This window comes from Ferrovibrio sp. (assembly GCF_036381655.1).
Taxonomy (GTDB): domain Bacteria; phylum Pseudomonadota; class Alphaproteobacteria; order Ferrovibrionales; family Ferrovibrionaceae; genus Ferrovibrio.
The window spans coordinates 124,822-148,670 of sequence record NZ_DASVCJ010000065.1 but is presented as its reverse complement, the minus strand read 5'-3'; the positions used below and the strand labels follow the sequence as shown (position 1 = coordinate 148,670).

The 23,849-nt window shown below is 65.0% G+C and carries 20 protein-coding genes; 12 read left to right on the top strand and 8 right to left on the bottom strand.

Features of this window, described 5'->3' with window-relative positions:
• Window positions 1-20 precede the first annotated feature (20 nt).
• The 3 genes from VF194_RS14505 to VF194_RS14495 are packed head-to-tail and all read right to left on the bottom strand — an operon-like array spanning window position 21 to window position 4,240.
• Window positions 21-497, bottom strand: a complete 477-nt coding sequence (locus tag VF194_RS14505) for a hypothetical protein (protein WP_330891892.1) — start codon at window positions 495-497, stop codon at window positions 21-23.
• Window positions 475-2,109 (bottom strand): peptide chain release factor 3, encoded by a 1,635-nt coding sequence (locus VF194_RS14500; RefSeq protein WP_330891891.1) that lies wholly within the window; start codon window positions 2,107-2,109, stop codon window positions 475-477. The genes VF194_RS14505 and VF194_RS14500 overlap by 23 nt, the downstream gene beginning before the upstream one ends.
• A 46-nt stretch (window positions 2,110-2,155) precedes the next feature.
• The gene (locus VF194_RS14495) at window positions 2,156-4,240 is read right to left on the bottom strand and encodes a 3-hydroxyacyl-CoA dehydrogenase NAD-binding domain-containing protein (RefSeq protein WP_330891890.1); all 2,085 of its coding nucleotides are present in this window, start codon (window positions 4,238-4,240) and stop codon (window positions 2,156-2,158) included.
• Window positions 4,241-4,350: 110 nt separating this feature from the next.
• Here VF194_RS14495 and VF194_RS14490 point away from each other — a divergent pair, with 110 nt between their 5' ends.
• Window positions 4,351-5,217, top strand: coding sequence for a hypothetical protein (locus VF194_RS14490; RefSeq protein WP_330891889.1), 867 nt, complete (start codon window positions 4,351-4,353; stop codon window positions 5,215-5,217).
• Window positions 5,218-5,337: 120 nt separating this feature from the next.
• Here VF194_RS14490 and VF194_RS14485 read toward each other — a convergent pair whose 3' ends face one another.
• Together VF194_RS14485 and VF194_RS14480 are read right to left on the bottom strand one after the other, a co-directional pair.
• Window positions 5,338-6,555 carry an MFS transporter gene (locus tag VF194_RS14485; protein WP_330891888.1) on the bottom strand — a complete coding sequence of 406 codons (1,218 nt, stop codon included), beginning with the start codon at window positions 6,553-6,555 and terminating at the stop codon, window positions 5,338-5,340.
• Window positions 6,552-7,865: an NAD(P)-binding protein gene (locus VF194_RS14480; protein ID WP_330891887.1), complete on the bottom strand. Its 1,314-nt coding sequence runs from the start codon at window positions 7,863-7,865 to the stop codon at window positions 6,552-6,554. Before VF194_RS14480 ends, VF194_RS14485 begins: the two co-directional genes overlap by 4 nt.
• Window positions 7,866-8,021: 156 nt before the next feature.
• Here VF194_RS14480 and VF194_RS14475 point away from each other — a divergent pair, with 156 nt between their 5' ends.
• The 5 genes from VF194_RS14475 to VF194_RS14455 all read left to right on the top strand — a co-directional run bounded on the left by VF194_RS14475 (window position 8,022) and on the right by VF194_RS14455 (window position 11,135).
• Window positions 8,022-8,819, top strand: a complete 798-nt coding sequence (locus tag VF194_RS14475; protein WP_330891886.1) for an N-formylglutamate amidohydrolase — start codon at window positions 8,022-8,024, stop codon at window positions 8,817-8,819.
• Window positions 8,820-8,838: 19 nt separating this feature from the next.
• Complete coding sequence (locus VF194_RS14470; protein WP_330891885.1) at window positions 8,839-9,981, top strand: carboxylate-amine ligase; 1,143 nt, start codon at window positions 8,839-8,841, stop codon at window positions 9,979-9,981.
• Between the two features lie 42 nt (window positions 9,982-10,023).
• Window positions 10,024-10,326, top strand: coding sequence for a DUF1244 domain-containing protein (locus tag VF194_RS14465; protein WP_414656111.1), 303 nt, complete (start codon window positions 10,024-10,026; stop codon window positions 10,324-10,326).
• 122 nt (window positions 10,327-10,448) lie between these two features.
• On the top strand, window positions 10,449-10,739 hold the full coding sequence (locus VF194_RS14460; RefSeq protein ID WP_330891883.1) for a DUF2312 domain-containing protein: 291 nt from the start codon (window positions 10,449-10,451) through the stop codon (window positions 10,737-10,739).
• A 6-nt stretch (window positions 10,740-10,745) separates the two neighbouring features.
• Window positions 10,746-11,135, top strand: a complete 390-nt coding sequence (locus VF194_RS14455) for a hypothetical protein (RefSeq protein WP_330891882.1) — start codon at window positions 10,746-10,748, stop codon at window positions 11,133-11,135.
• Between the two features lie 64 nt (window positions 11,136-11,199).
• Here VF194_RS14455 and VF194_RS14450 read toward each other — a convergent pair whose 3' ends face one another.
• Both VF194_RS14450 and VF194_RS14445 read right to left on the bottom strand, forming a co-directional pair.
• Window positions 11,200-12,087 carry an alpha/beta fold hydrolase gene (locus tag VF194_RS14450; protein WP_330891881.1) on the bottom strand — a complete coding sequence of 296 codons (888 nt, stop codon included), beginning with the start codon at window positions 12,085-12,087 and terminating at the stop codon, window positions 11,200-11,202.
• Window positions 12,088-12,281: 194 nt separating this feature from the next.
• Window positions 12,282-15,785, bottom strand: a complete 3,504-nt coding sequence (locus tag VF194_RS14445) for an indolepyruvate ferredoxin oxidoreductase family protein (RefSeq protein ID WP_330891880.1) — start codon at window positions 15,783-15,785, stop codon at window positions 12,282-12,284.
• A gap of 188 nt (window positions 15,786-15,973) precedes the next feature.
• On the opposite strand from VF194_RS14445, the gene VF194_RS14440 reads away from it, so the two are divergent.
• The 6 genes from VF194_RS14440 to VF194_RS14415 all read left to right on the top strand — a co-directional run bounded on the left by VF194_RS14440 (window position 15,974) and on the right by VF194_RS14415 (window position 22,198).
• A complete protein-coding gene (locus tag VF194_RS14440) occupies window positions 15,974-16,951 on the top strand; it encodes an NAD-dependent epimerase/dehydratase family protein (protein ID WP_330891879.1) in 978 nt (325 codons plus the stop codon).
• A gap of 3 nt (window positions 16,952-16,954) precedes the next feature.
• On the top strand, window positions 16,955-17,449 hold the full coding sequence (locus VF194_RS14435; RefSeq protein WP_330891878.1) for a PaaI family thioesterase: 495 nt from the start codon (window positions 16,955-16,957) through the stop codon (window positions 17,447-17,449).
• A complete protein-coding gene (locus VF194_RS14430; RefSeq protein WP_330891877.1) occupies window positions 17,446-17,883 on the top strand; it encodes a PaaI family thioesterase in 438 nt (145 codons plus the stop codon). Before VF194_RS14435 ends, VF194_RS14430 begins: the two co-directional genes overlap by 4 nt.
• 107 nt (window positions 17,884-17,990) lie before the next feature.
• On the top strand, window positions 17,991-19,790 hold the full coding sequence (locus VF194_RS14425) for a M3 family oligoendopeptidase (RefSeq protein WP_330891876.1): 1,800 nt from the start codon (window positions 17,991-17,993) through the stop codon (window positions 19,788-19,790).
• Window positions 19,791-19,792: 2 nt separating this feature from the next.
• Complete coding sequence (locus VF194_RS14420; RefSeq protein WP_330891875.1) at window positions 19,793-21,136, top strand: AarF/ABC1/UbiB kinase family protein; 1,344 nt, start codon at window positions 19,793-19,795, stop codon at window positions 21,134-21,136.
• Window positions 21,137-21,265: 129 nt separating this feature from the next.
• Complete coding sequence (locus tag VF194_RS14415; RefSeq protein ID WP_330891874.1) at window positions 21,266-22,198, top strand: BON domain-containing protein; 933 nt, start codon at window positions 21,266-21,268, stop codon at window positions 22,196-22,198.
• Between the two features lie 62 nt (window positions 22,199-22,260).
• Here VF194_RS14415 and VF194_RS14410 read toward each other — a convergent pair whose 3' ends face one another.
• A complete protein-coding gene (locus VF194_RS14410) occupies window positions 22,261-23,820 on the bottom strand; it encodes an ATP-binding protein (protein WP_330891873.1) in 1,560 nt (519 codons plus the stop codon).
• Window positions 23,821-23,849 lie beyond the last annotated feature (29 nt).

The window sequence follows — 23,849 nt, the reverse complement described above, 5'->3', positions numbered from 1 at the left end:
TGAAAAGCCGGGCGCCTCGATCAGTGCCTGGGCACTTCCTGCAGGCTGCGGATATAGACGCCTTCGATCTTCGGGCCCTGCAGGGCGCGGTTGATCTGGAACAGCAGCCGCTGCTTGATCAGTTCGAGATCGCGGTCGTAGATGCGCCCGTCACGGCCCCAGGGTTCGCGGTTGAGCTCGAAGATCACGGCATTGTAGACGCGCGGCATCAGGGCATCGATGGCGCGGGCATTCTCCACCGTCCCGCAATCGATGTTGAGCGTCATGATCACCGTGCCGGGCGGATTGCCGGCGACCGGCGCGGTGACGGCCTCGACCATCAGGATGGGGCTGTTGACCGGAGGCTTCTCCGGCATCTCCTCGGAAGACGATTTCTTTTTCTTTTTCTTCTGTTCCTCGGCGGCCAAGGCCGGCCGGGCCGCCATCGCCAGGCCGGCAATGCCGAGGATCAGGTGGCGCCGGCTGATGCGGCTGTCAGGAGCGTTCGCGCGTCGCATGGAAGCGGATCTTATCCCACTTCTTCTCGGTATAGGAGAGTTCCCAGGCATTGCGCGCAAGATAAACGGGGGCGCCGTCGCGGTCATCGGCCATGGCGCCCCGGTTCTGCTCGATGAACTGCTCCAGGTCGTGCCTGTCCTCGGCGTCGATCCACCGGGCCGTCTCGTAGGGGGCGGCTTCGAAACCGACCTGCAGGTTGTATTCCTCGCCCAGCCGCGCGGCCAGCACGTCGAGCTGCAGCGGCCCGACCAGGCCGACGATCCAGTCGGCGCCGATGCGCGGCCGGAATACCTGCGTCACGCCTTCTTCCGCCAGGTCCTCCAGAGCGCGCTGCAGATGCTTGGCTTTCATCGGATCGGACAGGCGCACGCGGCGCAGGATTTCCGGCGCGAAATTGGGGATGCCGGTGAAGCGCAGGTCCTCGGCTTCGGTCAGCGTATCGCCGACCCGCAGCGTGCCGTGATTGGGAATGCCGATGATGTCGCCCGGCCAGGCCTCGTCGGCCAGCGAACGGTCGCGGGCGAAGAACAGCGTCGGATTGCTCACCGTGATCGGCTTGCCGCTGCGCACCTGCTTCAGCTTCATGCCGCGCTTGAAATGGCCCGAGCAGAGCCGGAGAAACGCCACGCGGTCGCGGTGGTTCTTGTCCATGTTGGCCTGGACCTTGAACACGAAGCCGGCGACCGCCTTCTCGGTCGGCTCGACCATGCGCTTCTCGCTCGGCTGCGGGCGCGGCGGCGGCGCGAACAGGCCGAGGCCCTTCAGCAGTTCATCGACGCCGAAATTCTTCAGAGCCGTACCGAAATAGACCGGCGTCAGATGGCCCTGGCGATAGGCCTCCAGATCGAAGGGCGGGCAGGCGGCCTCGATCAGCTCGATATCCTCCCGCAGCTTGGCGCGCTGTTCGGCGCTCAGCAGTTCTGCGGCGCGCGGATCGTCCAGGCCCTTCTCCAGGATGATCACTTCCGGTTCGAGATTCCTGTTTTCCTTGCCGGTGAGCAAAAGCCGCTTGTTGAACAGGTCGTAGCAGCCCTTGAAATCCATGCCCATGCCGATCGGCCAGTTGGCCGGCACGCAATCGAGCGCCAGCGTCGAGGCGATCTCGTCCATCAGCGAGAAGGGATCGCGGCTTTCGCGGTCCATCTTGTTGATGAAGGTGATGATCGGCATGTCGCGCAGGCGGCAGACCTCGAACAGCTTTCGGGTCTGCGTCTCGATGCCCTTGGCGGCGTCGAGCACCATGACGGCGGAGTCCACGGCGGTCAGCGTGCGATAGGTATCCTCGCTGAAATCCTCGTGGCCCGGCGTGTCCAGCAGGTTGAAGGTCCAGCCGTCGTACTCGAAATTCATCACCGAGGTGGAGACCGAGATGCCGCGCTGCTGCTCGATCTTCAGCCAGTCCGAGCGCGCCCGGCGGTTCTCGCCGCGCGCCTTCACCGCGCCGGCAAGATGGATCGCGCCGCCGAACAGCAGCAGCTTCTCGGTCAGCGTGGTCTTGCCGGCGTCGGGATGGGCGATGATCGCAAAAGTGCGCCGGGCGCCAATGGGGTCGGCTTGACCTGAGGCGCCCGAGCCTGGCGTGGCTTGGGCGGCGAGGGCGGGTTCGGACATCGTACTCTTGGACTACCTCTGAAGCTCGGCCCTCATATGGGCGTTGTCAGCGGTCGTTCCACCCCTTGCCGGCCTCTGCGCGTTCGACCAGCAGTTTGGCCGGTTCCCAGAACTTGCCGTGGATCTTGTGGAAGCCGCGGATCGTGGCGAGCACCTTGTCGAGCCCGATCTGCTCGGCCCAGAACATCGGTCCGCCCCGATAAACGGGGAAGCCATAGCCGAAAAGGTAGACGATGTCGATATCGCTGGCCCGGATGGCGATGCCCTCCTCGAGAATCTTGGCACCCTCGTTGACCAGCGGATACATGCAGCGCTGGACGATCTCTTCGGCGGAAATCTGCCGCCGTTCAATGCCTTGCTCCTTGGCCGACTGGCGGATGACATCCTCCACCGCCGGATCGGGATGGGGGGTGCGGCCCTCGTACCTGTAGAAGCCGGCGCCGGTTTTCTGCCCGAAACGGCCCATTTCGCAGAGCCGGTCGGCCACCGGGGAATAGCGCTCGTCCTTGGGCCGCAGATGCGCCTTGCCCTTGCGGATGCGCCAGCCGACATCCAGTCCGGCCAGGTCGCTCATCCGGAACGGACCCATGGCGAGGCCGAATTCCTCCAATGCCTGATCGACCTGCTGCGGCGTGGCGCCTTCCTCGAGCAGGAAATTCGCCTCCCGCAGATAGCCATGCAGCATGCGGTTGCCGATGAATCCATCGCAGTTGCCGGCCAGCACGGGCACCTTCTTGAGGGTTTTGCCCAAAGCCATGACGGTGGCGATCGTCTCGGGCGAGGATTTGGCGCCGCGCACGTTTTCCAGCAGCTTCATCACGTTCGCCGGGCTGAAGAAATGCGTGCCGATCACGTCCTGCGGCCGTTTCGTGCTGGCGGCGATTTCGTCGATATCGAGCGTCGAGGTGTTGGTGGCCAGCACCGCGCCTGGCTTCATGGTCTTGTCGAGCTTGGCAAAGACCTCCTTCTTGACGGCCATCTCCTCAAACACGGCCTCCACCACGATATCGGCCTCGCCGATATCCTCGTAGCGCTGGGTGCCGGAGATCAGCTTCATCGCCCGGTCCATCGCTTCCTGTTTCATCGAACCGCGCTGCACCGAGGTGGCGTAGTTCTTCTCGATCACGCCAAGGCCGCGCGACAGGGCTTCCTGCGAAACCTCCAGGATCTTCACCGGGATGCCGGCATTGGCGAAATTCATGGCGATGCCGCCGCCCATCGTGCCGGCGCCGACGACGGCCGCCGACTTGATCGGCTTCGGCTTCACGTCGGCCGGCAGATCGGGAATCTTCTGCGCCTCGCGTTCGGCGAAGAAGGCATGGATCTGCGCCTTGCGCTGCGGGCTGTCCATGCATTCGAAGAAATACTCGCGCTCCTTCTTCAGTCCTTCGTCGATCGGCAGCTTGGTGGCGGCCTCCACCGCGTCGATGCAGTGCCACGGCGCCAGGAAGCCCTTGGCCTTGCGCGCGATGCTCTTGCGGTATTCCTCGAACAGCGCCGGATCGACGTTCGACACCTTCTCGTTCATGTCGCGCACCAGCCGCAGCGGGCGTTTCTCGGCAACGACGCGCCTGGCGAAGCCGACGGCGCCGGCGCGCAGGTCGCCTGAGACGATCTCGTCCAGCACGCCCAGTTCGAGCGCTTTCCTGGCCGGGATCGGATTGCCGGGGACGATCATGTCGAGGGCCAGTTTCGGGCCGATCAGGCGCGGCAGGCGTTGGGTGCCGCCGGAGCCGGGAATGACGCCGAGCTTGACCTCCGGCAGGCCGACCTGGGCGCTCTCGACCGCCACCCGCCAATGGCAGGTCAGCGCCACCTCGAAACCGCCGCCCAGGGCGGTGCCGTGCAGGGCGGCGACGACCGGCTTCTTCATCGCCTCGATGCGCTCAAGCACCTGCGGCAGATACGGCTGGCTCGGCGGCTTGCCGAACTCGCGGATATCGGCGCCGGCAATGAAGGTGCGCCCGCCGCCGATGATCACGACGGCGTTCACGCGCGCATCGGCATCGGCCTTGTCCAGGCCGCCGATCAGCCCTGCGCGCACGCCCTGGCTCAGCGCATTGACCGGCGGGTTTTCCACGGTAAGGATGGCGACGCCGTCTTGGACGGCGTAAACGACTGGGTCGGTCACGTCTTTTCTCCCGGAACTTTTGGCATCTTCTCGGACAGTTCTGGTTATAGCGGACTGGGGCAGCAGGAGCAAAATCTTGGCCTGCCGTAACGGCAGCCTAAGTGACTAGCATGACCAGCATTTTCGACCACGATCCCTGGGAGCGGCCGGATCGCAGATCCTGGACGGCGATCCTGCTCTCGCTGCTGTTGCATATCCTGATTGTGGTGGTGCTGATCAGCGAACCCTGGGCCTGGCATATGCCGCGGCCGCAGCCGCCGATCCTGGCCGAATTCGTCGTTCCCGAAGCGCCCAAGCCGACCGCAACGCCGGCGGCCCAGCCGCAAAAGCCGCCGCCCTCGCAAGCCGAGCAGCCGATCCTTCCGCCGGCGCCGAAGCCGCCGGAGACTCCGCAACTGCAGCGCGGCGCCAAGGTTGATCAGGAATCGCGCTCCGCGCCCGGCGCGGGTGACAAGGCGCAGACGCAATCGCAGGCGACGTCGGAACCCAAGCCGCCGGTCGCGCCGGCAGCGAAGCCGCAGGCCAAGGCCGAGGCCGCGCCGCAGGGCCGCAAGGCGCAACCGAAGGCACCTTCGCAGGCCGGCAACCGCACGGCGGGAACGGCGAATGGCGGCGCCGGCAAGACCGGCACGGAGATGACGCAGTCGGAAAGCGACTTCTTCCTCAGCCAGATCGTCGAGGCCTGGGTGATCGATTTTCGCGCGCCGCAATTCCGCAACATCCAGATCTACGGCAATTACAAGGTGCTGCCCAACGGCATGCTGGCGCCGCCCTTCGGCAAGAACGATCCCTGGGACATGAATGCCATGGTCACCAATTGGGACGAGGTGGAGAACACGCCGAATGCCGCGGCATTCCGCACCGCGATCGAAACCTTCCTGCGCGCCATGCGGCTGGCGCAGCCCTTCAAGATGCCGCCCAACGCCGATGGCTATCCCAAGGTGCTGAGCCTGAATTTCCGCCTGGGTGACCTGTAGCCCGAGTGACCTGTAGCCCGTGCGGCGGGCATCCCCTGCGCGTCAGCGCGGCGGAATGCCCCTGCGCGTCAGCGCGGTGGAATACCCTTGCGCGTCAGCGCGGCGGAATGCCCTTGCGTGTCAGCGCGGTGGAATACCCTTGCGCGCCCGCACCATGCAGAGCACGCCGATCACGGTGGTCGCCGCCATCAGCAGATAGCCATCCGCATAGGACAGGCCCAGCTTGTCATGCAGGAAGGCGAAGCCCGACGGGCCGACGATGACGCCGGCGAAGGTGATGCTGAGCGTCGCGCCGGTCGCAAGACCGATGCTGTGATGCGGCGCCTGGCGGGCGATGACGGCGATGAACACCCCGTTCCAGCCGATGGCGCAGAAGCCGAAGACGGCGACGACGGCAGCGATCCACAGCCAGGGCCAGTCGGTCGTGATCAAGGCGGTGACCAAGGCCGCCACCGCCGCCAGCAGGCCGTTGAAGATCAGCGCCTTCGAGCCTGAGCGCAGCCGGTCCGCCAGCCAGCCCCAGCCAAGGCGGCCGGCTGCACCCGCAACCTGCGCGATCGCCAGCAGGCCGCCCGCGGCGACCAGGTCGAGCTTCACCTCGGTGACCAGATAGGTCACCAGCAGGCTGACCAGGCTGAGTTGCACGGCCGAAAAGGCGAACGAACACAGCGCCAGCCAGCGCAGGATGTGGTGGCGCCAGATCAGCCGCAGGCCGGCAAAGGGCGAGATGAACAGTTTTGCGTCCGCGCTGCGATCGGCGTCCCAGGCGGCGCGGACCGGCATCAGGGTAATGCTGACCAGGATGGCCAGAGCGGCGCAGACCAGCATGCCGGCCCGCCAGTTGAAGGCGAGCGTGATCGGCGGGATCAGCAGGCCGGCGAGAATGCCGCCGACCGGCACGCCGCATTGCTTGATCGAGAAAATGAGATTCATATGACCGCCACTTCGCACCCGCGCCAGCAGATGCGAGGCGGAAGGATTGGTGCCACCATATCCCAGGCCCAGGATGAAGGCGCCGCCGGCGAGCCCGGGCAGACTGCCGGTGCTGGACAGCAGGCAGCCGGCCGCGGCGAGCCAGAGCGCGATCTGGCTGGTCCGCGTGGCGCCGAGCCGGTGCATGAAACCGCCGCCGGCCAGCGAGGAGACCACGGCGCCGGTATAGACCAGGCTGACCTGATACCCGATCAGGGCCGGGCCGATGCCGAGATCGGCGGCGGCCTCGGGGGCCACGGCGGAAAGGGCCAGCGCGCAGAGCGTGGTCAGCGATTGCGTGCCGAGCGTCGCCGCCAGCACTGTCCAGACCGGCAACTGCGCCGATGGTGATGCAGGCTGGCTCACTGCTGTCCGGCCCGGGGTGCTGCCGGCTGGGTTTCGGACGGGAGGGCCGCCTGACGCAGCCCGGCCCAGTCGGCCAGCTTCTCGCGCGGGCTGCCCTGCCGGGCGGCAGCGATTTCCGCCGCCTCGATCCGCTTCCAGCCCGGCCAGTCGATCACCGTGAGGCCCTGCTGGCGCAGCCAGGTGTCGAGCGCGGCGCTGCCGGACTTGGCCGGCGCCGTATCATCGGCGAAATCGGCCAGCATGCGGTCGGCGACGGATTTGGCTTCCAAACGGTTGGTCGGGATGGTGCCCGACGGACCGCGCTTGGCCCAGCCGACGACGTATAATCCAGGCGCCACCCGACCGTTGTCATTCGGAATGATGCCGTTCTGGTTCGGCTGCGGCAGGTCGCCGGTTGCCGCCGTGCGGTAGCCGATGGCGCTGATCACGGTACCGGCGGAAAGCGGCGCGGCGCGGCCCTTCAGCTTCAGGCCTTCGACGCGGCTCTGGCCCAGCACGGCTTCGGGGATGCTGTGAAAGAGGAAATGCAGTTTTACCGGCCTGTCATCCGTGCGCGCGGCAAAGTCGTGCAGGATTTGCAGGTTCTTCTCTTTGATCTTCGCCTCGGCCGGATCGATCCCTGAAGGCAGCCCGTCCGGCAGATCGGCCTTCTCGACGATGGGGCGCACCCGCTCCAGCCGGCCGAGTTCGGCCAGTTCGGCGCTGGTGAAACTCGCCTCCGCCGGGCCGCGCCGGCCGATGATGTACAGATCGGTGACCGGCGCGGCGGCGATGACTTCGGCGGCATGGACGCATAGATCGCTGGCGGTCATCTCAGCCGGTGTCTTGCCCAGCACGCGCACGATGTCGACCGCGACATTGCCCATGCCGATCACGGCGATGCCCGGCGCATCCAGCAGCGGGTCGAGATGGCGGAAATCGGGATGGCCGTTATACCAGCCGACGAAGGCCATCGAGCCGTAGCGGCCGGGCAGGTCCTCGCCGGGGATGCCGAGCGCGCGGTCGGCATGGGCGCCCAGGGCCAGCACGACGGCATCGTAATGTTCGCTCAGCCGCCCCAGCGGCAGGTCCGCGCCAACCGCCACATTGCCGATGAACCGCAAGGAACCGCCGCCGAACAAACGGTCGAACTGGCGGGTCACCGCCTTGGTGCCCTGGTGATCGGGGGCGACGCCGAAGCGGATCAGGCCGTAGGGCGTCGGCAGCCGGTCGAAGACGTCGATCTTGAGATCGGGACGCTGGCGGAGCAGGGCATCGGCGCAGAACAATCCGGAAGGACCGCTGCCGATGATGGCGATATGGTGCAGCACGGGACGATTTCGGTTATGATGGCCAGGACGTTGCAACTTTAATGCAGCCTGCCCCTTGGATGCAAACCTGCCCCGGCCGCTGACCGAACGCCCCGATACTGCTGTTTTCGAGAGGCCGTTTCCGGAGCCGCGCGATATCAGAGCCAATTCCCAGACATGACCACGGAAGACGACCCTCCGAGTTTTCGCGTCCTCAATCCCCAGGGCCATGCGCCGATCGTGCTGATCTGCGATCACGCGAGTTGCCGCGTGCCGCCGAGGCTGAAGCAACTCGGCCTGAGCGAGGACGAACTTTCCCGCCATATCGGCTGGGATCCCGGCACGGCGGCGATCTGCGAGCGATTGTCGGAAGCGCTCGATGCTCCGGCCGTGCTGTCGGGCGTCTCGCGGCTGGTGATCGACTGCAACCGCCGGCCGGATGACCTGACCTCGATCTGCGAGGTCAGTGACGGTACTGCGGTGCCGGGCAACCGCAATCTCGATGAGGCCGAACGGGAACGCCGCCGGCAAACCTATTTCTGGCCCTATCACGCGGCCATCGACAATATGCTGGAGACGGTGCGCCAGCGCGGCTGCGTGCCGGCCCTGCTGTCGATCCACAGCTTCACGCCGCGCCTGCGGATCAATCCGGCAGACCGCCCCTGGCATATCGGCGTGGTCTGGGACCGTGACGACCGTCTGGCGGCGCCGCTGCTGCGCGCTTTGCGCGACGAGGGCGATCTGGTGGTCGGCGACAACGAGCCCTATAGCGGCCGCACCCATTCGGGCTTTTCGATCTTCGCGCATGGCCAGGATCGCGGCCTGCCGCATGCCATGATCGAAGTGCGTCAGGATCTGGTGAGCGACGCGGCCGGCGCGGCGCAATGGGCCGTGCGGCTGGAGCGCTGTTTCCGCCGCATGCTAGCCGAGGCCGGCCTGTGGCAGCCGGCTGCAAGGGTTCAGGCCGCGTGGTAGAGTGCGCTCGGGTAGAGGCATGATCGGCGCAAGCGATTTCACCATCGGGATCGAGGAAGAGCATCTGCTGGTCGAAGCCGGCAGCGGCGCGCTGGCGGTCGAGCCGCCGGACGCGATGCTCGGTGAATGCGAGGCCCTCGCCGGCGGACAGATCAATCCCGAATTCCTCAAATGCCAGATCGAGGTTTCGACCAAGGTCTGCGGCAACCTCACCGAGGCCCGCGCCGACCTGGTGCGGCTGCGGCAGGCGGTTGCCGACGTTGCCGGCCGCCACGGCCTGGCGCCGATCGCGGCGAGCACGCATCCCTTCGCGCGCTGGAGCGAGCAGCGGCATACCGAAAAGGAGCGCTACGACAGGCTGGCCAAGGACCTAGCCGGCGTGGCGCGGCGGCTGATCATCTGCGGCATGCATGTGCATGTCGGCATCCCCGACGAAGACCTGCGCATCGACCTGATGAATCAGGTGAGCTACTTCCTGCCGCATCTGCTGGCGCTGTCGACGTCGTCGCCCTTCTGGCAGGGCGAGGAAAGCGGGCTGCAATCGTATCGGCTTTCCGTCTTCGACAGTCTGCCGCGCACCGGGCTGCCGGAACGCTTCGAATCCTGGGGCGAGTATCAGCGCATGGTGAACCGGCTGATGCAGGCCGGGCTGATCGAAGACGCCACCAAGCTGTGGTGGGATATCCGCCCCTCGGCGCGCTATCCGACCTTGGAGATGCGCATCACCGATGTCTGCACGCGGCTGGACGACGGCATCAGCGTGGCCGCGCTTTATCTCTGCCTTTTGGCGGCGCTGCTGCGGCTGAAGCAGAAGAACCAGCGCTGGCGGGTCTATGCCAACACCCTGATCGACGAGAACCGCTGGCTGGCGCAGCGCTATGGCGCCGCCGGCCGGCTGGTCGATTTCGGCAAGGGCAAGGCGGTGCCCTATGCCGATCTGCTGGAGGAACTGCTCGAACTGACGCATGACGAGGCCAAGGCGCTCGGCTGCCAGGCCGAGGTCGAGCGCGCGCGAGGGATTCTGAAGCGCGGCACCTCGGCGCAGCGCCAGTTGCAAGTCTACCGCGACGCGCTACATGCTGGCATGGACAAGCCCGCGGCGCTGAAGGCCGTGGTGGATTGGTTGATCGCCGAGACGGTCAATTTCGCAATACCGCAATAGCAGAATGCGACGATGGAGGATGGCATGAGCGACACGCCGACAATCGACGACAAGACCCGCACTGAATTGGAAGCCGCTGCCTTCCGCCGGCTGGTCGAGCATCTGCGCGGCCGCACCGACGTGCAGAATATCGATCTGATGAACCTGGCCGGGTTCTGCCGCAACTGCCTGAGCAACTGGTATCAGGACGCGGCGAAGGAGAAGGGCATCGCGCTCGACAAGATGGCGGCGCGCGAGATCATCTATGGCATGCCGTATCCGGAATGGCAGAAGAAATACCAGAAAGAAGCCACCCCGGAGCAGCAGAAGGCCTTTGCCGAGGCGCATAAAGCCCATCAGCATTGATTACCCACAGGGCGGCGCATTCCTGTGGATAACTGGCTCCTGAGCGGTCTTGGCGGTTGGAGGGGCGGCCCGGCCCGGTATAATCCGCGCCAGTCAGTTCTCACTTCCTCGAGGTCCCGTCTATGGCCACCAAGTTGATCTCCGGCAATTTCTCCGCCGACCAGTTGAATCAGATCGTCGCCCGCATCGAGCGGCTGGAAGAGGAGAAGAAGGCGCTCGCCGACGACATCCGCGAGGTCTATGCCGAAGCCAAGGCGCATGGCTTCGATACCAAGATTCTCCGTCAGGTGATCAAGCTGCGCAAACTGGATCGCGCCGAACTGGCCGAACAGGAAAGCCTGCTCGAGGTCTATATGGAAGCGCTCGGCATGACCGTCGGCCACGGCGCCGCCGACGCCGAGGCTGCCGAGTAACCAGCCATGCGCGGCCACATCCCGATCGTGGCCGCGCTGCTCTGCGCCCTGTCGGGCGGAGCATCGGCGCAGGCGAGCAGCCGCATTTTCGCCGCCGACCGGCCGGCCTGCATTTCGGTGGCGAACCTGACTACCTTCAACTGGCCGGTGACGATCCAGCGCAACGACAATGGCACGCGCAGCACGGTCGGCGTGAAGCCGCGCGAGGTGATGCGCTATTGCGCGCCGACGCCGCTGGCGCCGAATGACCGTATCATCGTCACCTTGCGCTCCACCTGGGTGCCGCTGGGCGAATGCCGGCTGAAAAGCGGCGGCACGATGGAAATCCGCCGCGTGCCCGACAAGAACAGCGACAGCGGCGAGCGCACCATCGTCAAATGCTACGAGGGCGGGTGAGGCCCTCGGCTCCCGCTCCCGCGGGGACGACAATAAAGGCTGACATGAACATGGATCGCCCGCGTCAGGCGCGGGCATGGCGGCGCCGTAGAGCCAGCCATTCCGTTATTGCCGGCAATACGACCTGCGGCCTGCGGACCCAGCGGAAATGGTCGATGCCCTCGAAACCCATCGCCTTGGGGCCGAGATGATGACGCGTCAGCTGCGCCTTGGGAAATTTATTCAGGATTCCATCCATCGCCTTGCGCGGCGCAAAGAAATCGCCTTCCAGCGAGATCGCCAGCACCGGAATGGCCAGTGTCCTGAGCTTTGCATCGTGATCGATGCGCGGCTTGCCGAAGTAGAAACGGCCGGTGCGCGCCTGCCGCGCCCAGTCGCGGATCACGCTGCGCGCCTCGCGGCCGGCGAAACGGAAGTAGCGGCCCGGAAAATGGCCGACCAGATGGCTGACCGGCACGGTGAGCTGGCTGTAGAGCAGAAACGGCCAGGACCAGAGCCGCCAATGCACCGAGCTGACCGCGATCAGCATCAGCCCGGCTAGCTGCTCCGGATGATGCGCGGCATAGAGGCTGCTGATCTGGCCGCCGAGGCTATGGCCGAGCAGATAGAAGGGCGCTTCTGGAAAGCGCGCCTGCACGGCTTGCACCGCCAAAGGCCAATCCTCGGTGAGCATATGATGATAGCCGAAATCGTAGCTCCAGCCCGGCTTGCGCCCGCCGCCTTCCTCATGGCCGCGCAACTCGGCGACGGCGACGTTGCAGCCGGCCTCGAGCAGGGCCTGCGCCAGCGGCCGGTAATAGCCGGCTTTCACGCCCATCGCCGGCTCGACCAGGATCGCCGGCGCGTGCGGATCGCCTGCCGGAAACAGCAGCAGCGCGAAGCTGGTGCCATCCGCGCGATGCAGGCGGATGCGCTCAGGCGCGATGTGGTCGGGAGGGGCTTCGGCATTCATGCGCCTATCTCGGCATGAGAGCGGCGATCTGGCAATGACCTTCTTGGTAATGCCGCAACGGCATGCCGCGAGGTGAGGCGCATGTCCCCTTCAAAAAAAAGATGCCCGGGCTGGGCCGGGGCATCTTTTCGTCATCTGATCCGCGGCCGAGAACCGTTTTCCAGGGCCGCGCGTGGCCGGTTCGCGAGCCGTATCTACTCCGCCGCCGTCGCCAGCGGCGACGAGGGGGCGCGAAAGGCGGCCAGCAGCTTGTCGCGCTTGGCCTGCGCCGCCTTGATGTTGCGCATCTTGATATGGCCGAAGCCGCGGATCTCGTCCGGGATGCGGGCGAGTTGCACCGCCAGCGCATGGTTCTCGGACGTGAGCTTGGCCGAGAGCTCCTCGATGAGAGAGAAATATTCCTCGATCAGCTTGCGCTCCAGCCGGCGCTCCTCGGTGCGGCCGAAGATGTCGAATACCGTGCCGCGCAGGCCTTTCATCTTCGCCAGCAGCTTGAAGGCGCGGAAGACCCAGGGGCCGAATTCCCGCTTCTCGGCCACGCCGGTTTCCGGGTCGGGATGGGCGATGATCGGCGGCGCCAGATGGAAGGTCAGCGAGAAGTCGCCCTCGAACTGCGCATTCAGCTTCTTCAGGAAATTGCCGTCGGTATACAGCCGCGCAACTTCATACTCGTCCTTATAGGCCATCAGCTTGTAGGCATAACGCGCGACGGCCTCGGCAAAGCCGGTCATGCCCTTGGCCTTGGCGGCCTCGGCCTGGCGCGCTGTTTCGACCAGGGTCTTGTAGCGCTCGGCATAAGCGCGGTTCTGGTAGGCAACCAGGCGCGCCGCGCGGTCGGCGAGCAGTTCATCGACGCCCTGCGCGAAGCTCTTCGGCTCCATCGCCACCACGGTCGGCCGCACGATCTCTTCCACGGCCTTCGCGTCCTGAGCGTAGAGCCGGCCCCAGTTCAGCGCGCGGATATTGGCATCGATCGCGGTTCCGTTCAGCTCGATGGCCTTGAGCAGGGCCTCGAGCGAGACCGGGATCAGACCGCGCTGCACCGCATAGCCGAGCATGAACATGTTGGTGGCGATGGCGTCGCCCATCAGCGCAGTGGCGATCTTGGTGCCCTCGAGGAATTCAGCGAGATTCTCGCCGGCCGCCTTGCGGATCGCCTGTACCATCTCGTTGTCGTCGAACTTGATGTTCGGGTTCAGTGTGAAGGCCGCGGTGGGCGTCAGATGCGTGTTGATGATGGCGCGGGTTGCGCCGCGATGCATCTTCTCCAGCGCCTGATCGCCGGCCGCCACCACCATGTCGCAGCCCAGCACCAGATCAGCGCCGCCGGCGGCGATGCGCACGGCGTGGATATCGTCGGGGTTCCTGGCGATGCGCACGTGGCTCAGCACCGCGCCGTTCTTCTGCGCCAGGCCGGTGAAGTCCAGCACGCTGGTGCCGTAGCCCTGCACATGCGCGGCCATGCCGAGAATCTGCCCGATGGTGACGACGCCGGTGCCGCCGATGCCGGTGATCAGAATGTTGTAGGGCTGATCCAGCGCCGGAGTCTCCGGCGCCTTCAGGCCGGCGAACAGCTCGGCGATGTCGTCCTCGTTCGGTCCCTGATGCAGCTTGACCTTGGCGCGCCTGACCTTGCCGCCATGGACGGACACGAAGCTGGGGCAGAAGCCTTTGACGCAGGAGAAGTCCTTGTTGCACGAGGATTGGTTGATCTTGCGCTTGCGGCCGAGTTCGGTCTCCAGCGGCTCGACCGAGACGCAGTTCGACTGTACCGAGCAATCGCCGCAGCCCTCGCAGACCTCGTCATTGATGAAGACGCGCTTCTGCGGGTCCGGGAAGGTGCCGCGCTTGCGGCGGCGGCGCTTCTCGGCGGCACAGGTCTGATCGTAGATCAGCACCGTGACGCCCTCGATCTCGCGCAGTTCCTTCTGCACGGCATCGAGTTCGTCGCGGTGGCGGATGGTCACCCCCGGCGCCCATTCGGTGTCGGAGGGGTATTTCTCCGGCTCGTCGGTGACGACGACGATCTTCTGCACGCCCTCGCCGTAAACCTGACGGCTGATCTGCGGCGGCGCCAACTGGCCGTCATGCGGCTGGCCGCCTGTCATGGCGACCGCGTCGTTGTAAAGGATCTTGTAGGTGATGTTGGCCTTGGCGGCGACCGCGGCACGGATCGCCAGCAGACCGGAATGGAAATAGGTGCCGTCGCCGAGGTTGGCGAAGATGTGCTTCTCGTCGGTGAACGGCGCCTGGCCGATCCAGGGCACGCCCTCGCCGCCCATCTGGGTGAAGGTCGCGGTCGAGCGGTCCATCCACACGGCCATGAAATGGCAGCCGATGCCGGCCACGGCGCGGCTGCCTTCCGGCACCCGGGTGGACGTGTTGTGCGGGCAGCCCGAGCAGAAATATGGGATGCGGGCGGTCTTGGTGCCGCCGGCGCCAGCGTTGCGTTCGCGCTCCTGCTGTTCCAGGAAGGCGATGCGCTCTTCGATGCGCGGGTTGGTGTGGAACTTCCTGATGCGTTTGTAGATCGCCTTGGCGACCATGCCCGGCGAGAGTTCTCCGGCCGACGGCAGCAGCCATTCGCCATTCTCGTCGAACTTGCCGACGACACGCGGGCGCACGTCTTCGCGCCAGTTGTAAAGCTGTTCCTTGAGCTGGTTCTCGATGACGGCGCGCTTCTCTTCTACGACCAGGACCTCTTCGAGGCCTTCGGCAAAGTGCCGCGCTCCCTCGCGCTCCAGCGGCCAGACCATGCCGACCTTGTAGAGCCGGATGCCGAGATCGGCGGCCATCGCTTCGGTGATGCCGAGATCGTCCATCGCCTGGCGGACATCCAGATAGGACTTGCCCGTGGTGATGATGCCAAGCCTCGGCTTCGGGCTGTCGATGACGACGCGGTCGATCTTGTTGGCGCGGGCAAAGGCCAAGGCGGCATAGCCCTTGTCGCGCTGCACGCGCAGCTCCTGCTCGAGGATGGCGTCGGGCCAGCGGATATTGAGCCCGCCTTCGGGCAGCTGGTAATCCTGCGGCAGCACGATTTGCAGCCGGTCCGGGTCGATCGAGACGCTGGCCGAGCTTTCCACCGTCTCGGTCTGGCATTTGAAGCCGACCCAGACGCCGGCATAGCGCGACATCGCCCAGCCGAGCAGGCCGTAATCGAGAAATTCCTGGACCGAGGCCGGATTGAGCATCGGCATCATCGCGGCCATCATCATGTGCTCGGACTGATGCGCCACGGTGGAGGAGGCGGCGCCGTGATCGTCGCCGCACAGCACCAGCACGCCGCCATGCTTCGAACTGCCGGCGGAATTGCCGTGCTTGAAGACGTCCATGGAACGGTCGACGCCCGGGCCCTTGCCATACCAAATGGCAAAGACGCCGTCGTATTTCGCCTGCGGGAAGAGATTGAGCTGCTGGCTGCCCCAGACCGCGGTGGCGGCGAGGTCCTCATTCACGCCAGGCTGAAAATGGATGTGGTTCTCTTTGAGAAATTTGCGGGCGCGCCAGAGTTGCTGGTCGAACATGCCCAGCGGCGATCCGCGATAGCCGGATATGAAGCAGGCGGTATTCAGGCCGGCGGCAAGATCGCGTTTCCGCTGCAGCATCGGCAACCGGACCAGAGCCTGGGTGCCGGTCAGAAAAACACGGCCGCGTTCTAGGGTGTATTTGTCGTCCAGCGTTACATTCGCCAGCATCCCGGTTCTCCTCCCGCTTACCGAAAATAGGTAAGCAATACTGACCTAATTATAGAGCGCCGGATGCGAGAGTCGAGTGAAATTCCCGAACGGTCACTGGCCTCGCCGCCGGTTGCTGTTTCAGTTGGTTCTGGTAGATAGCAAAGGCTAGTCACCCGACCACGTCAACGGCACATTCTCCGGAACAGATGGCAATTTTACTTACCGGCGCTGCCGGCTTCATCGGCTTTCATGTCGCGCAAGTGCTGCTGGCGCGCGGCGACGAGGTGATCGGCCTCGATAATCTGAACGATTATTACGATCCTGCCCTCAAACGCGCACGACTTGAACAATTGCAGGGTCGAAAGGGATTCAAATTGTACCAGGCCGACATCGCCGATGTGGATGCCGTAAAGGAAGCCGCCGCCGGGGCGGATGTCCGCCGCATCGTCCATCTCGCCGCCCAGGCCGGCGTGCGCTATTCGCTGGTGAATCCTTTTGCCTATATCCGCGCCAATGTGCTGGGCCATACCGTGATGCTGGAACTCGCCCGGCATCTGCCGAAATGCGAGCATCTGGTCTATGCCTCGTCTTCCTCGGTCTATGGCGGCAACACCAAGCTGCCGTTTTCGGTGGAGGACCGCGTCGATTCGCCGGTGTCGCTTTATGCCGCGACCAAGAAGTCGGACGAGCTGCTCAGCCATGCCTATGCGCATCTTTTCCGTTTCCCGCAGACGGGCCTGCGCTTTTTCACCGTCTATGGCCCCTGGGGCCGGCCGGACATGGCGCTCTACATCTTCACCAAGGCGATCTTCGAGGGCCGCCCGATCCAGGTCTTCAATCACGGCGATATGCAGCGCGACTTCACCTATATCGACGACATCGTCGATGGCGTGATCAAGACGCTCGACAATCCGCCGGGGCCGGATGCCCAGGGCCGGCCCTATCGCCTATACAATATCGGCAACAACAAGCCCGAGCCGCTGCTGCGTCTCATCGAGGTGCTGGAGAACGCCATCGGCAGGAAGGCCGAAAAGGAGATGTTGCCGATGCAGCCGGGCGACGTGCGGGCCACCTATGCCGATATCGATGCGATCAAGAACGATCTCGGGTTCGAACCGAAGACGCCGATCGATATCGGCGTGCCGCGCTTCGTGGAATGGTATCGTCAGTACCACAAGGTCTGAACCGTGAGTGAGTCGCCGCGCATCGATCCGGAAGGAGTGGACCCGAAACTCGTCGAGACGATCGTCCGGAAGGGCATCCCCCATTGCGGCGCGCTGGGCATCAAGGTGGTCAAGATCAGCCGCGAGGCGACGACGCTGGCCTTGCCGTATAACCCGGATCTTGTCGGCGACCCGACGACCGGCATTCTGCACGGCGGCGCGGTCACCAGCCTGATCGATACGGTCTGCGGGATGGCGGTGTTTGCCGCCTTGCAGCGGCTGCAGGCGGTCGCCACGCTGGATTTGCGCATCGATTACCTGAAGCCGGCATCGGCGCAGAAGGAGCTATATGCGACCGCCGAATGCTACAAGCTGACCCGCCATATCGCCTTCGCCCGGGCGCGCGCCTTTCATCCGGAGGCGCCTGACGATCTGGTCGCCACTTGCGTCGGCGCCTTCATGATCGGCTCTTCCGCCAAGCCGCCGCTGCCCCGCAAGGTTTCGGACAATATCGCATGAGCATCGATCTGCAGAAGCTGATCGCCGAGGCGCGTGCCGCCAGGGATTACGGCGCCTTCATGCAGGTGGTGCCGTATTTCCGCTTTCTGGGCCTGACGGTGCGCGAGGGTGAAGGCGGCCCGGTCTGCGTGCTGCCTGCCGATCCCAAACTGGTCGGCAATGCGCAATTGCCTGCCTTGCACGGCGGCGTGGTCGGCGCGTTGCTGGAATCGGCTGCCATCGTGCATCTGATCTGGGCGGCGGATACCGACAGCATCCCGAAGATCATCGACCTCTCGGTGGATTATCTGCGCTCGGCGCGGCCGGTCGAGACTTATGCCCGTGCGGTGGTCACCAAGCATGGCCGCCGCATCGCCAACGTGCGTGCCGAAGCCTGGCAGGACGATCCCGAGCGCCCGGTCGCCGCGGCGCATGCCCATTTCCTGCTCGACTGACTGTGCAGCTGACTGCGCGGCCGTCCTGCCGGCCACCAGGGCCCCGGGGTAGTCAAACGCCTGGCGAATTCCCATATATTGGTGCCGTTACAAAGAAGAGGTGACGAATGGCTTCCCCCGCCGCCGCCGAGACTGCCGCCAACGATCTCGGCCGACTGCCCGTCTGGGACCTGAACGATCTTTATCCCGGCCTCGACTCGGCCGAATTGAAGCGCGATCTCGCCGCCGTGAACGAGCGGGCCGGCAAGCTCGAGCTGCAATACAAGGGCCGCATCGCCGATCTTTCGGGCGACGAACTCGGCGCGGCGATCGTTGAATATGAAGAGATCAGCGACCTGATCGGCCGGATGATGTCCTATGCGTCGCTGGCCTACGCCGGCAACATGGCCGATGCCGAAATTGCCGGCTTCTACCAGGATATGCAGGAGAAGCTGAACGACGTCACCACCAAGCTTCTGTTCCTGACGCTCGAACTCAATCGTCTCGACGAGGCCGCCCTCGAAAGGAAATACACCGAGTCGGCCAAGCTGTCTCATTACCGGCCCTGGCTGCGCGATCTGCGGCTGTTCCGCGAGCATCAGCTCAGCGACGAGATCGAGCGGCTGCTGCACGAGAAGGCCGTCGCCGGCCGCGCCGCCTGGAACCGCCTGTTCGACGAGACCATGGCGAGCCTGCGCTTCCCCTTCGGCAAGGAGCAGCTCACCGCCGAGCAGGCGCTGCACAAGCTGTCCGACAAGGATCCGAAAACGCGCAAGATGGCGGCCAGGTCGCTGGCCAAGGTATTCCGCCAGAATATCCGCCTGTTTGCGCTGATCACGAATACGCTGGCCAAGGACAAGGAGGTTGAAGACCGCTGGCGCAAGTACCCGACGCCGGAGGCCTATCGCCATCTGTCCAATTGCGTCGAGCCTGAAGTGGTCAACGCGCTGACCGACGCGGTCACCGCCGCCTACCCGCAACTGTCGCACCGCTATTACAAGCTGAAGGCAAAGTGGATGGGCGCCGGGAAGCTGGCCTGGTGGGACCGCAATGCGCCGCTGCCGGAAGACCATGACCGCCTGATCGGCTGGGACGAGGCGCGCGACATCGTGCTGCAAGCCTATGGCCGGTTTTCGCCGCAATTGGCCGATCTCGGTCGCCGGTTCTTCGATAATGCCTGGATCGACGCGCCGGCGCGGCCGGGCAAGGCCTCGGGCGCTTTCGCCCATCCGACGGTGCCGAGCGCGCATCCGTATCTCTTGCTGAACTACCAGGGCCGCACGCGCGACGTGATGACGCTCGCGCATGAACTGGGACATGGCGTGCATCAATTGCTGGCGGCCGAGCAGGGCCCGCTGATGGCGGATACGCCGCTCACCCTGGCGGAAACCGCCTCGGTCTTCGGCGAGCAGCTGACCTTCCGCGCCCTGCTCGATCAGGCAGGTCCGGAGCGCCGCAAGATCATGCTGGCCTCCAAGGTCGAGGACATGCTGAACACCGTCGTGCGCCAGATCGCCTTTTTCAAGTTCGAGCGCCAGGTGCATGCCGCGCGGCGCGAGGGCGAGCTGACGCCGGACCGTCTGGGCGAGATCTGGCTCGGCGTGCAGAAGGAAAGCCTCGGCCCGGCACTGAAGTTCGACGAGGATTACAGCACCTTCTGGTGCTACATTCCGCATTTCATCCATTCGCCGTTCTACGTCTACGCCTATGCCTTCGGCGATTGCCTGGTGAATGCGCTCTATGCGCGCTATCAGGATGCAGAGCAGGGATTTCAGGAGAAGTATTTTGCCATGCTCAAGGCCGGCGGCACCTTGCGGCATAAGGAACTGCTGGCGCCCTTCGGTCTCGACGCCTCCGATCCGGCCTTCTGGTCGAAGGGTCTGGGCGTGATCGAAGGGTTCATCGATGAGCTGGAACGGCTTGGCTGATCATGCCTGAAGAGGACAGCGTCATCGGCCGTGCCCGGCGCTATGCCAAGGTCGGCGCCTCCGTCGGCGGCCTGGCGGCGCGGCTCGGCGCCGAACGCGTCTTCGGCGTCAAGGTAAACCGCGCGCAGCACGCGGCGGAACTGCGCACTGCCCTCGGCGGACTGAAAGGCCCGCTGATGAAGGTGGCGCAGATCATGACCACCATCCCGGATGCGCTGCCGAAGGAATATGTGCAGGAACTGGCGCAGTTGCAGGCCAACGCGCCGGCAATGGGGCAGGCCTTCGTGAAGCGCCGCATGACTGCCGAGCTCGGCGCGGGCTGGCAGGGCAAGTACAAGTCCTTCGAGCTTGCCGCCGCCGCAGCGGCAAGCCTCGGCCAGGTGCATCGCGCCGTGGCGAAGGACGGCCGTGCCTTGGCCGTGAAGCTGCAATATCCGAACATGTCCTCCGCCGTGGAAGCGGACCTGCAGCAGCTCAGGCTGATCTTCGCCATCTACGGCCGTTACGATCCGGCGATCGACACCAGGCACATCCATGCGGAGATTGCCGCAAGGCTGCGCGAGGAACTCGATTACGAACGCGAGAGCCGCCATATGCGGCTCTATTCGGCGATGCTGAAGGACGAGAAGCATGTCCATGTGCCGGACGTGCTGCCGGAGCTGACGACCAAGCGGCTGCTCACTATGACCTGGCTGGAGGGGCGGCCGCTTCTGGAATTCAGGGATGCGCCGCAGGAGACGCGCAATAAGATAGCCTACAACCTGTTCCGCGCCTGGTACGTGCCGTTCTACCAATGCGGCGTGATTCACGGCGACCCGCATCTCGGCAATTACACGGTACGCGAGGATTTCGACATCAACCTGCTGGATTTCGGCTGCATCCGCATCTTTGCGCCGAAATTCGTCGGAGGCGTGATCGATCTCTATCGCGCGATCTCGACGCAGGACCGCGATCTTGCCGTGCACGCCTATGAAACCTGGGGCTTCAAGGGCCTGAGCAACGAGGTGATCGACACGCTCAACCTCTGGGCCGAATTCGTCTATGCGCCGCTTCTGGAAGACCGCCCGCGCCGTATCCAGGAGATGGAGGCGACCGGGCTGTACGGCCGCGAGGTCGCCGAACAGGTGCATCGGCAATTGCGTCAGCATGGCGGGGTGACGCCGCCGCGCGAATTCGTCTTCATGGATCGCGCTGCGATTGGACTGGGCGGCGTGTTCTTGCACCTGAAGGCGGAGATCAACTGGCATCGCCTGTTCCACGATCTGATCGAGGGCTTCGACATCAGGGCGCTGATGCGCCGACAGAAGGCAGCGCTCAAAACAGCCGGCATCGCCGGCCCGGATTGACGCGCCTTCTCCGTCGCTGCGGTGCATTGACGCAGGCTGACATTTCCAGCGGGAACCATCGCTGCCGCGCAACGTTCCATATCGCTCACCGGGAGTTTTATCCGGCAGTGTCAGCAAGGAGAGGGCGATATGGCGCCAAGGTTTTTGTCCAAGGATCAACGCAAGCAAAGCGGCGCCCCAGAGCCGCAGGGCGCGTGGCCGCGCGGTGAGCGCGAGCCCGAGTTCCGCCGGTTGCGGCTTTCCGAGGAAGAAGCCCGCGAAGCCCAGGCCCGCGAAGCCCAGGCCCGCGAAGCCCAGGCCCGCGAGGCCCAGGCCCGCGAGGCCCAGGCGCGGGAGGCTCAGGCGCGTGGGGCTCAGGCGCGCGAGGCTCGCACCAGCCCGGCCACGGCGCGCGAAGAGCAAAGCGGTGCGCCGGATCAGCTTACGCGGCGATACGGCGAGCGGGGCGACACGGGAACCGAGGAATCCGGCCGTTTCGGCCGCTCCTACGGCCGTGGTGAAAGTGGCGCCGGCCTGGGCTATGGCCGCGAATATGCCGCCGGCGATTGGCCGCAATCGGGTGAGGCGGGCACCGGACGGGCCTATCGCCAGATGGGCGGCAGCGGCTGGCAGGGCAGCGGCGAAAATTACTACCACGACGATGTCAACCGCGCGCTCGTCGATCGCGATCGGGAGCGGCCGTCCTCGCCCTATGGCGGTGAACCGCGCAGCCGCTTTGGCGGCGGCGGGCATTATGGCATGGGCGGTCACCAGTACAGCATGGGCGGCCAGCATGGCGGCGATCTTCACGGCGCGCAGGAACGCTATCCGGGGCGCTATCGTGGCCGGGCGCCGAAAGGCTATCAGCGCTCCGACGAGCGGCTGCGCGAGGAAATCTGCGAGCGCCTGACCGACGCGCCGGACATCGATCCCAGCGATGTCGAGATCCAATGCAACGAAGGCATCGTCACGCTGGAGGGCACGGTCGAAAGCCGGCGCGTGAAGCGTCGGATCGAGGATATCGTCGACGACTGTTACGGTGTGAAGGATATTGACAACCGGCTCCGCGTCGCCGGGCGGTAGCGAATCTCTCCCCCGTCACTCCGGCGAAAGCGGGAGTGACGGGAAGCGATGAGAAGTCCTTGTCACTCCGCGTCCAGCGCGGCACGCAAAGCCGCCGCGAGGTCGGCCTTGCGGTAGGGCTTGGCGAGGAAATGCTCGAAGACGTCCGAGCGCGCGCCTTCCTGGATCGAAGCCTTGGCAAAGCCCGATGTCAGCAGCACCTTCAGCCCCGGCCGCAGGCTGCGCGCGGCGCGGGCGAGTTCGTCGCCGTTCAAGGCGCCCGGCATCACCACGTCGGTGAACAGGAGGTCGACGGCATCGCCCAGGCGCAGGTAGTCGAGCGCGGTATCGCCATTCTCCATCTCGACGACGTCGTAGCCGAGTTCGTCGAGCTGCGAGACGACCACCTTGCGCACCTCCGGATTATCCTCCACCACCAGAATCCGTTCGCCGCCTTTTGCGGCAGGCAGCGCGGACGGTGCGGCTTCCGCCGTTGCGTTGGCATTTTCGGCGCGCGGCAGATAAAGCCGCACGGTGGTGCCGCGGGCAAGCTCGCTATAGATCTTGATGTGGCCGTTGGATTGCCGGATGAAGCCGTAGACCATGCTCAGGCCCAGTCCGGTGCCTTCACCGGTCGGCTTGGTGGTGAAAAACGGCTCGAACACATGCGCCAGCGTCTCGGGCGCCATGCCGGTGCCGGTATCGGAGACGGCAAGCATGACATAGTAGCCGGGAGCGACGTCATTGAGCCTGGCATAGTCTCCGTCCAGTACCTTGTTCTCGGTCTCGATGGTCAGCCGGCCGCCATCGCGCATGGCATCGCGCGCATTGATCGCAAGGTTGACCAGGGCAGCCTCGAATTGACCGGGATCGGCCAGGGCCGGCCAGAGATCGGGCGCCAGCGCCGTGGCGACAGTGATCCGCTCGCCCAAGGTCCGGCGCAACAGGTCTATCGTGCCGGTCACCCTGGCGTTGACGTCGAAGACCATGGCGTTGAGCGACTGGCGACGGGCAAAGGCCAGTAATTGCCGGGTCAGTTCCGCTCCGCGCAGCGCCGCCTGCAAAGCGCTGTTTGCGTATTCCGCCAATTCCGGATCGTGCTCCAGGCGGCCTTCCATCATGTCCAGATTGCCGATCACCACCGCCAGAAGGTTGTTGAAGTCATGGGCGATGCCGCCGGTCAACTGGCCGATTGCTTCCAGCCGCTGCGAACGGTGCAGCCGCTCTTCCTGGGCGATGCGCTCGGTCATGTCGCGGCCGATGAAGAAATGCTGCTGCTCGGGCTCCGACCACACGCCGGTCCAGGCCAGCGGCACAGCGTGGCCATCGCGGTGCATGTAGCGGCAGTCGAAATGGCGCATCACCCGGCCGCGGCGCGCCAGGCGCATCTCGGTGCGCGTCTTATCGAGATCGTCGGCGTGAATGAAGTCCGCTGCGCTGCGGCCGATCATCTCCTCCGGCGCATAGCCGACAATGGCCAAAGAGCTGGGGCTGACCCGGATGAACGTGCCCTTGCGGTCGACCACCAGGATGAGGTCGAGCGAGGTGTCGAAGATGCGTTGATTGATGGCGCTGATTGAGTTCAGTTCGCGTCGGTCCTTGCCGCCGGCCTTGCCAATCAGATTGCGCAGGAGATCGAGCATTTCTTGCCGGTTGTTATTTTGTACCAGCC

Bases quoted from the DNA above. Each gene is read 5' to 3' on its own strand.
- VF194_RS14475 (WP_330891886.1), top strand. From the start codon at position 8,022: ATGACCACGGAAGACGACCCTCCGAGTTTTCGCGTCCTCAATCCCCAG.
- VF194_RS14420 (WP_330891875.1), top strand. From the start codon at position 19,793: ATGCCTGAAGAGGACAGCGTCATCGGCCGTGCCCGGCGCTATGCCAAG.
- VF194_RS14445 (WP_330891880.1), bottom strand. From the start codon at position 15,785: ATGCTGGCGAATGTAACGCTGGACGACAAATACACCCTAGAACGCGGC.
- VF194_RS14500 (WP_330891891.1), bottom strand. From the start codon at position 2,109: ATGTCCGAACCCGCCCTCGCCGCCCAAGCCACGCCAGGCTCGGGCGCC.
- VF194_RS14440 (WP_330891879.1), top strand. From the start codon at position 15,974: ATGGCAATTTTACTTACCGGCGCTGCCGGCTTCATCGGCTTTCATGTC.
- VF194_RS14505 (WP_330891892.1), bottom strand. From the start codon at position 497: ATGCGACGCGCGAACGCTCCTGACAGCCGCATCAGCCGGCGCCACCTG.
- VF194_RS14430 (WP_330891877.1), top strand. From the start codon at position 17,446: ATGAGCATCGATCTGCAGAAGCTGATCGCCGAGGCGCGTGCCGCCAGG.
- VF194_RS14410 (WP_330891873.1), bottom strand. From the start codon at position 23,820: ATGCTCGATCTCCTGCGCAATCTGATTGGCAAGGCCGGCGGCAAGGAC.
- VF194_RS14490 (WP_330891889.1), top strand. From the start codon at position 4,351: ATGACCAGCATTTTCGACCACGATCCCTGGGAGCGGCCGGATCGCAGA.
- VF194_RS14415 (WP_330891874.1), top strand. From the start codon at position 21,266: ATGGCGCCAAGGTTTTTGTCCAAGGATCAACGCAAGCAAAGCGGCGCC.
- VF194_RS14460 (WP_330891883.1), top strand. From the start codon at position 10,449: ATGGCCACCAAGTTGATCTCCGGCAATTTCTCCGCCGACCAGTTGAAT.
- VF194_RS14470 (WP_330891885.1), top strand. From the start codon at position 8,839: ATGATCGGCGCAAGCGATTTCACCATCGGGATCGAGGAAGAGCATCTG.
- VF194_RS14450 (WP_330891881.1), bottom strand. From the start codon at position 12,087: ATGAATGCCGAAGCCCCTCCCGACCACATCGCGCCTGAGCGCATCCGC.
- VF194_RS14455 (WP_330891882.1), top strand. From the start codon at position 10,746: ATGCGCGGCCACATCCCGATCGTGGCCGCGCTGCTCTGCGCCCTGTCG.
- VF194_RS14425 (WP_330891876.1), top strand. From the start codon at position 17,991: ATGGCTTCCCCCGCCGCCGCCGAGACTGCCGCCAACGATCTCGGCCGA.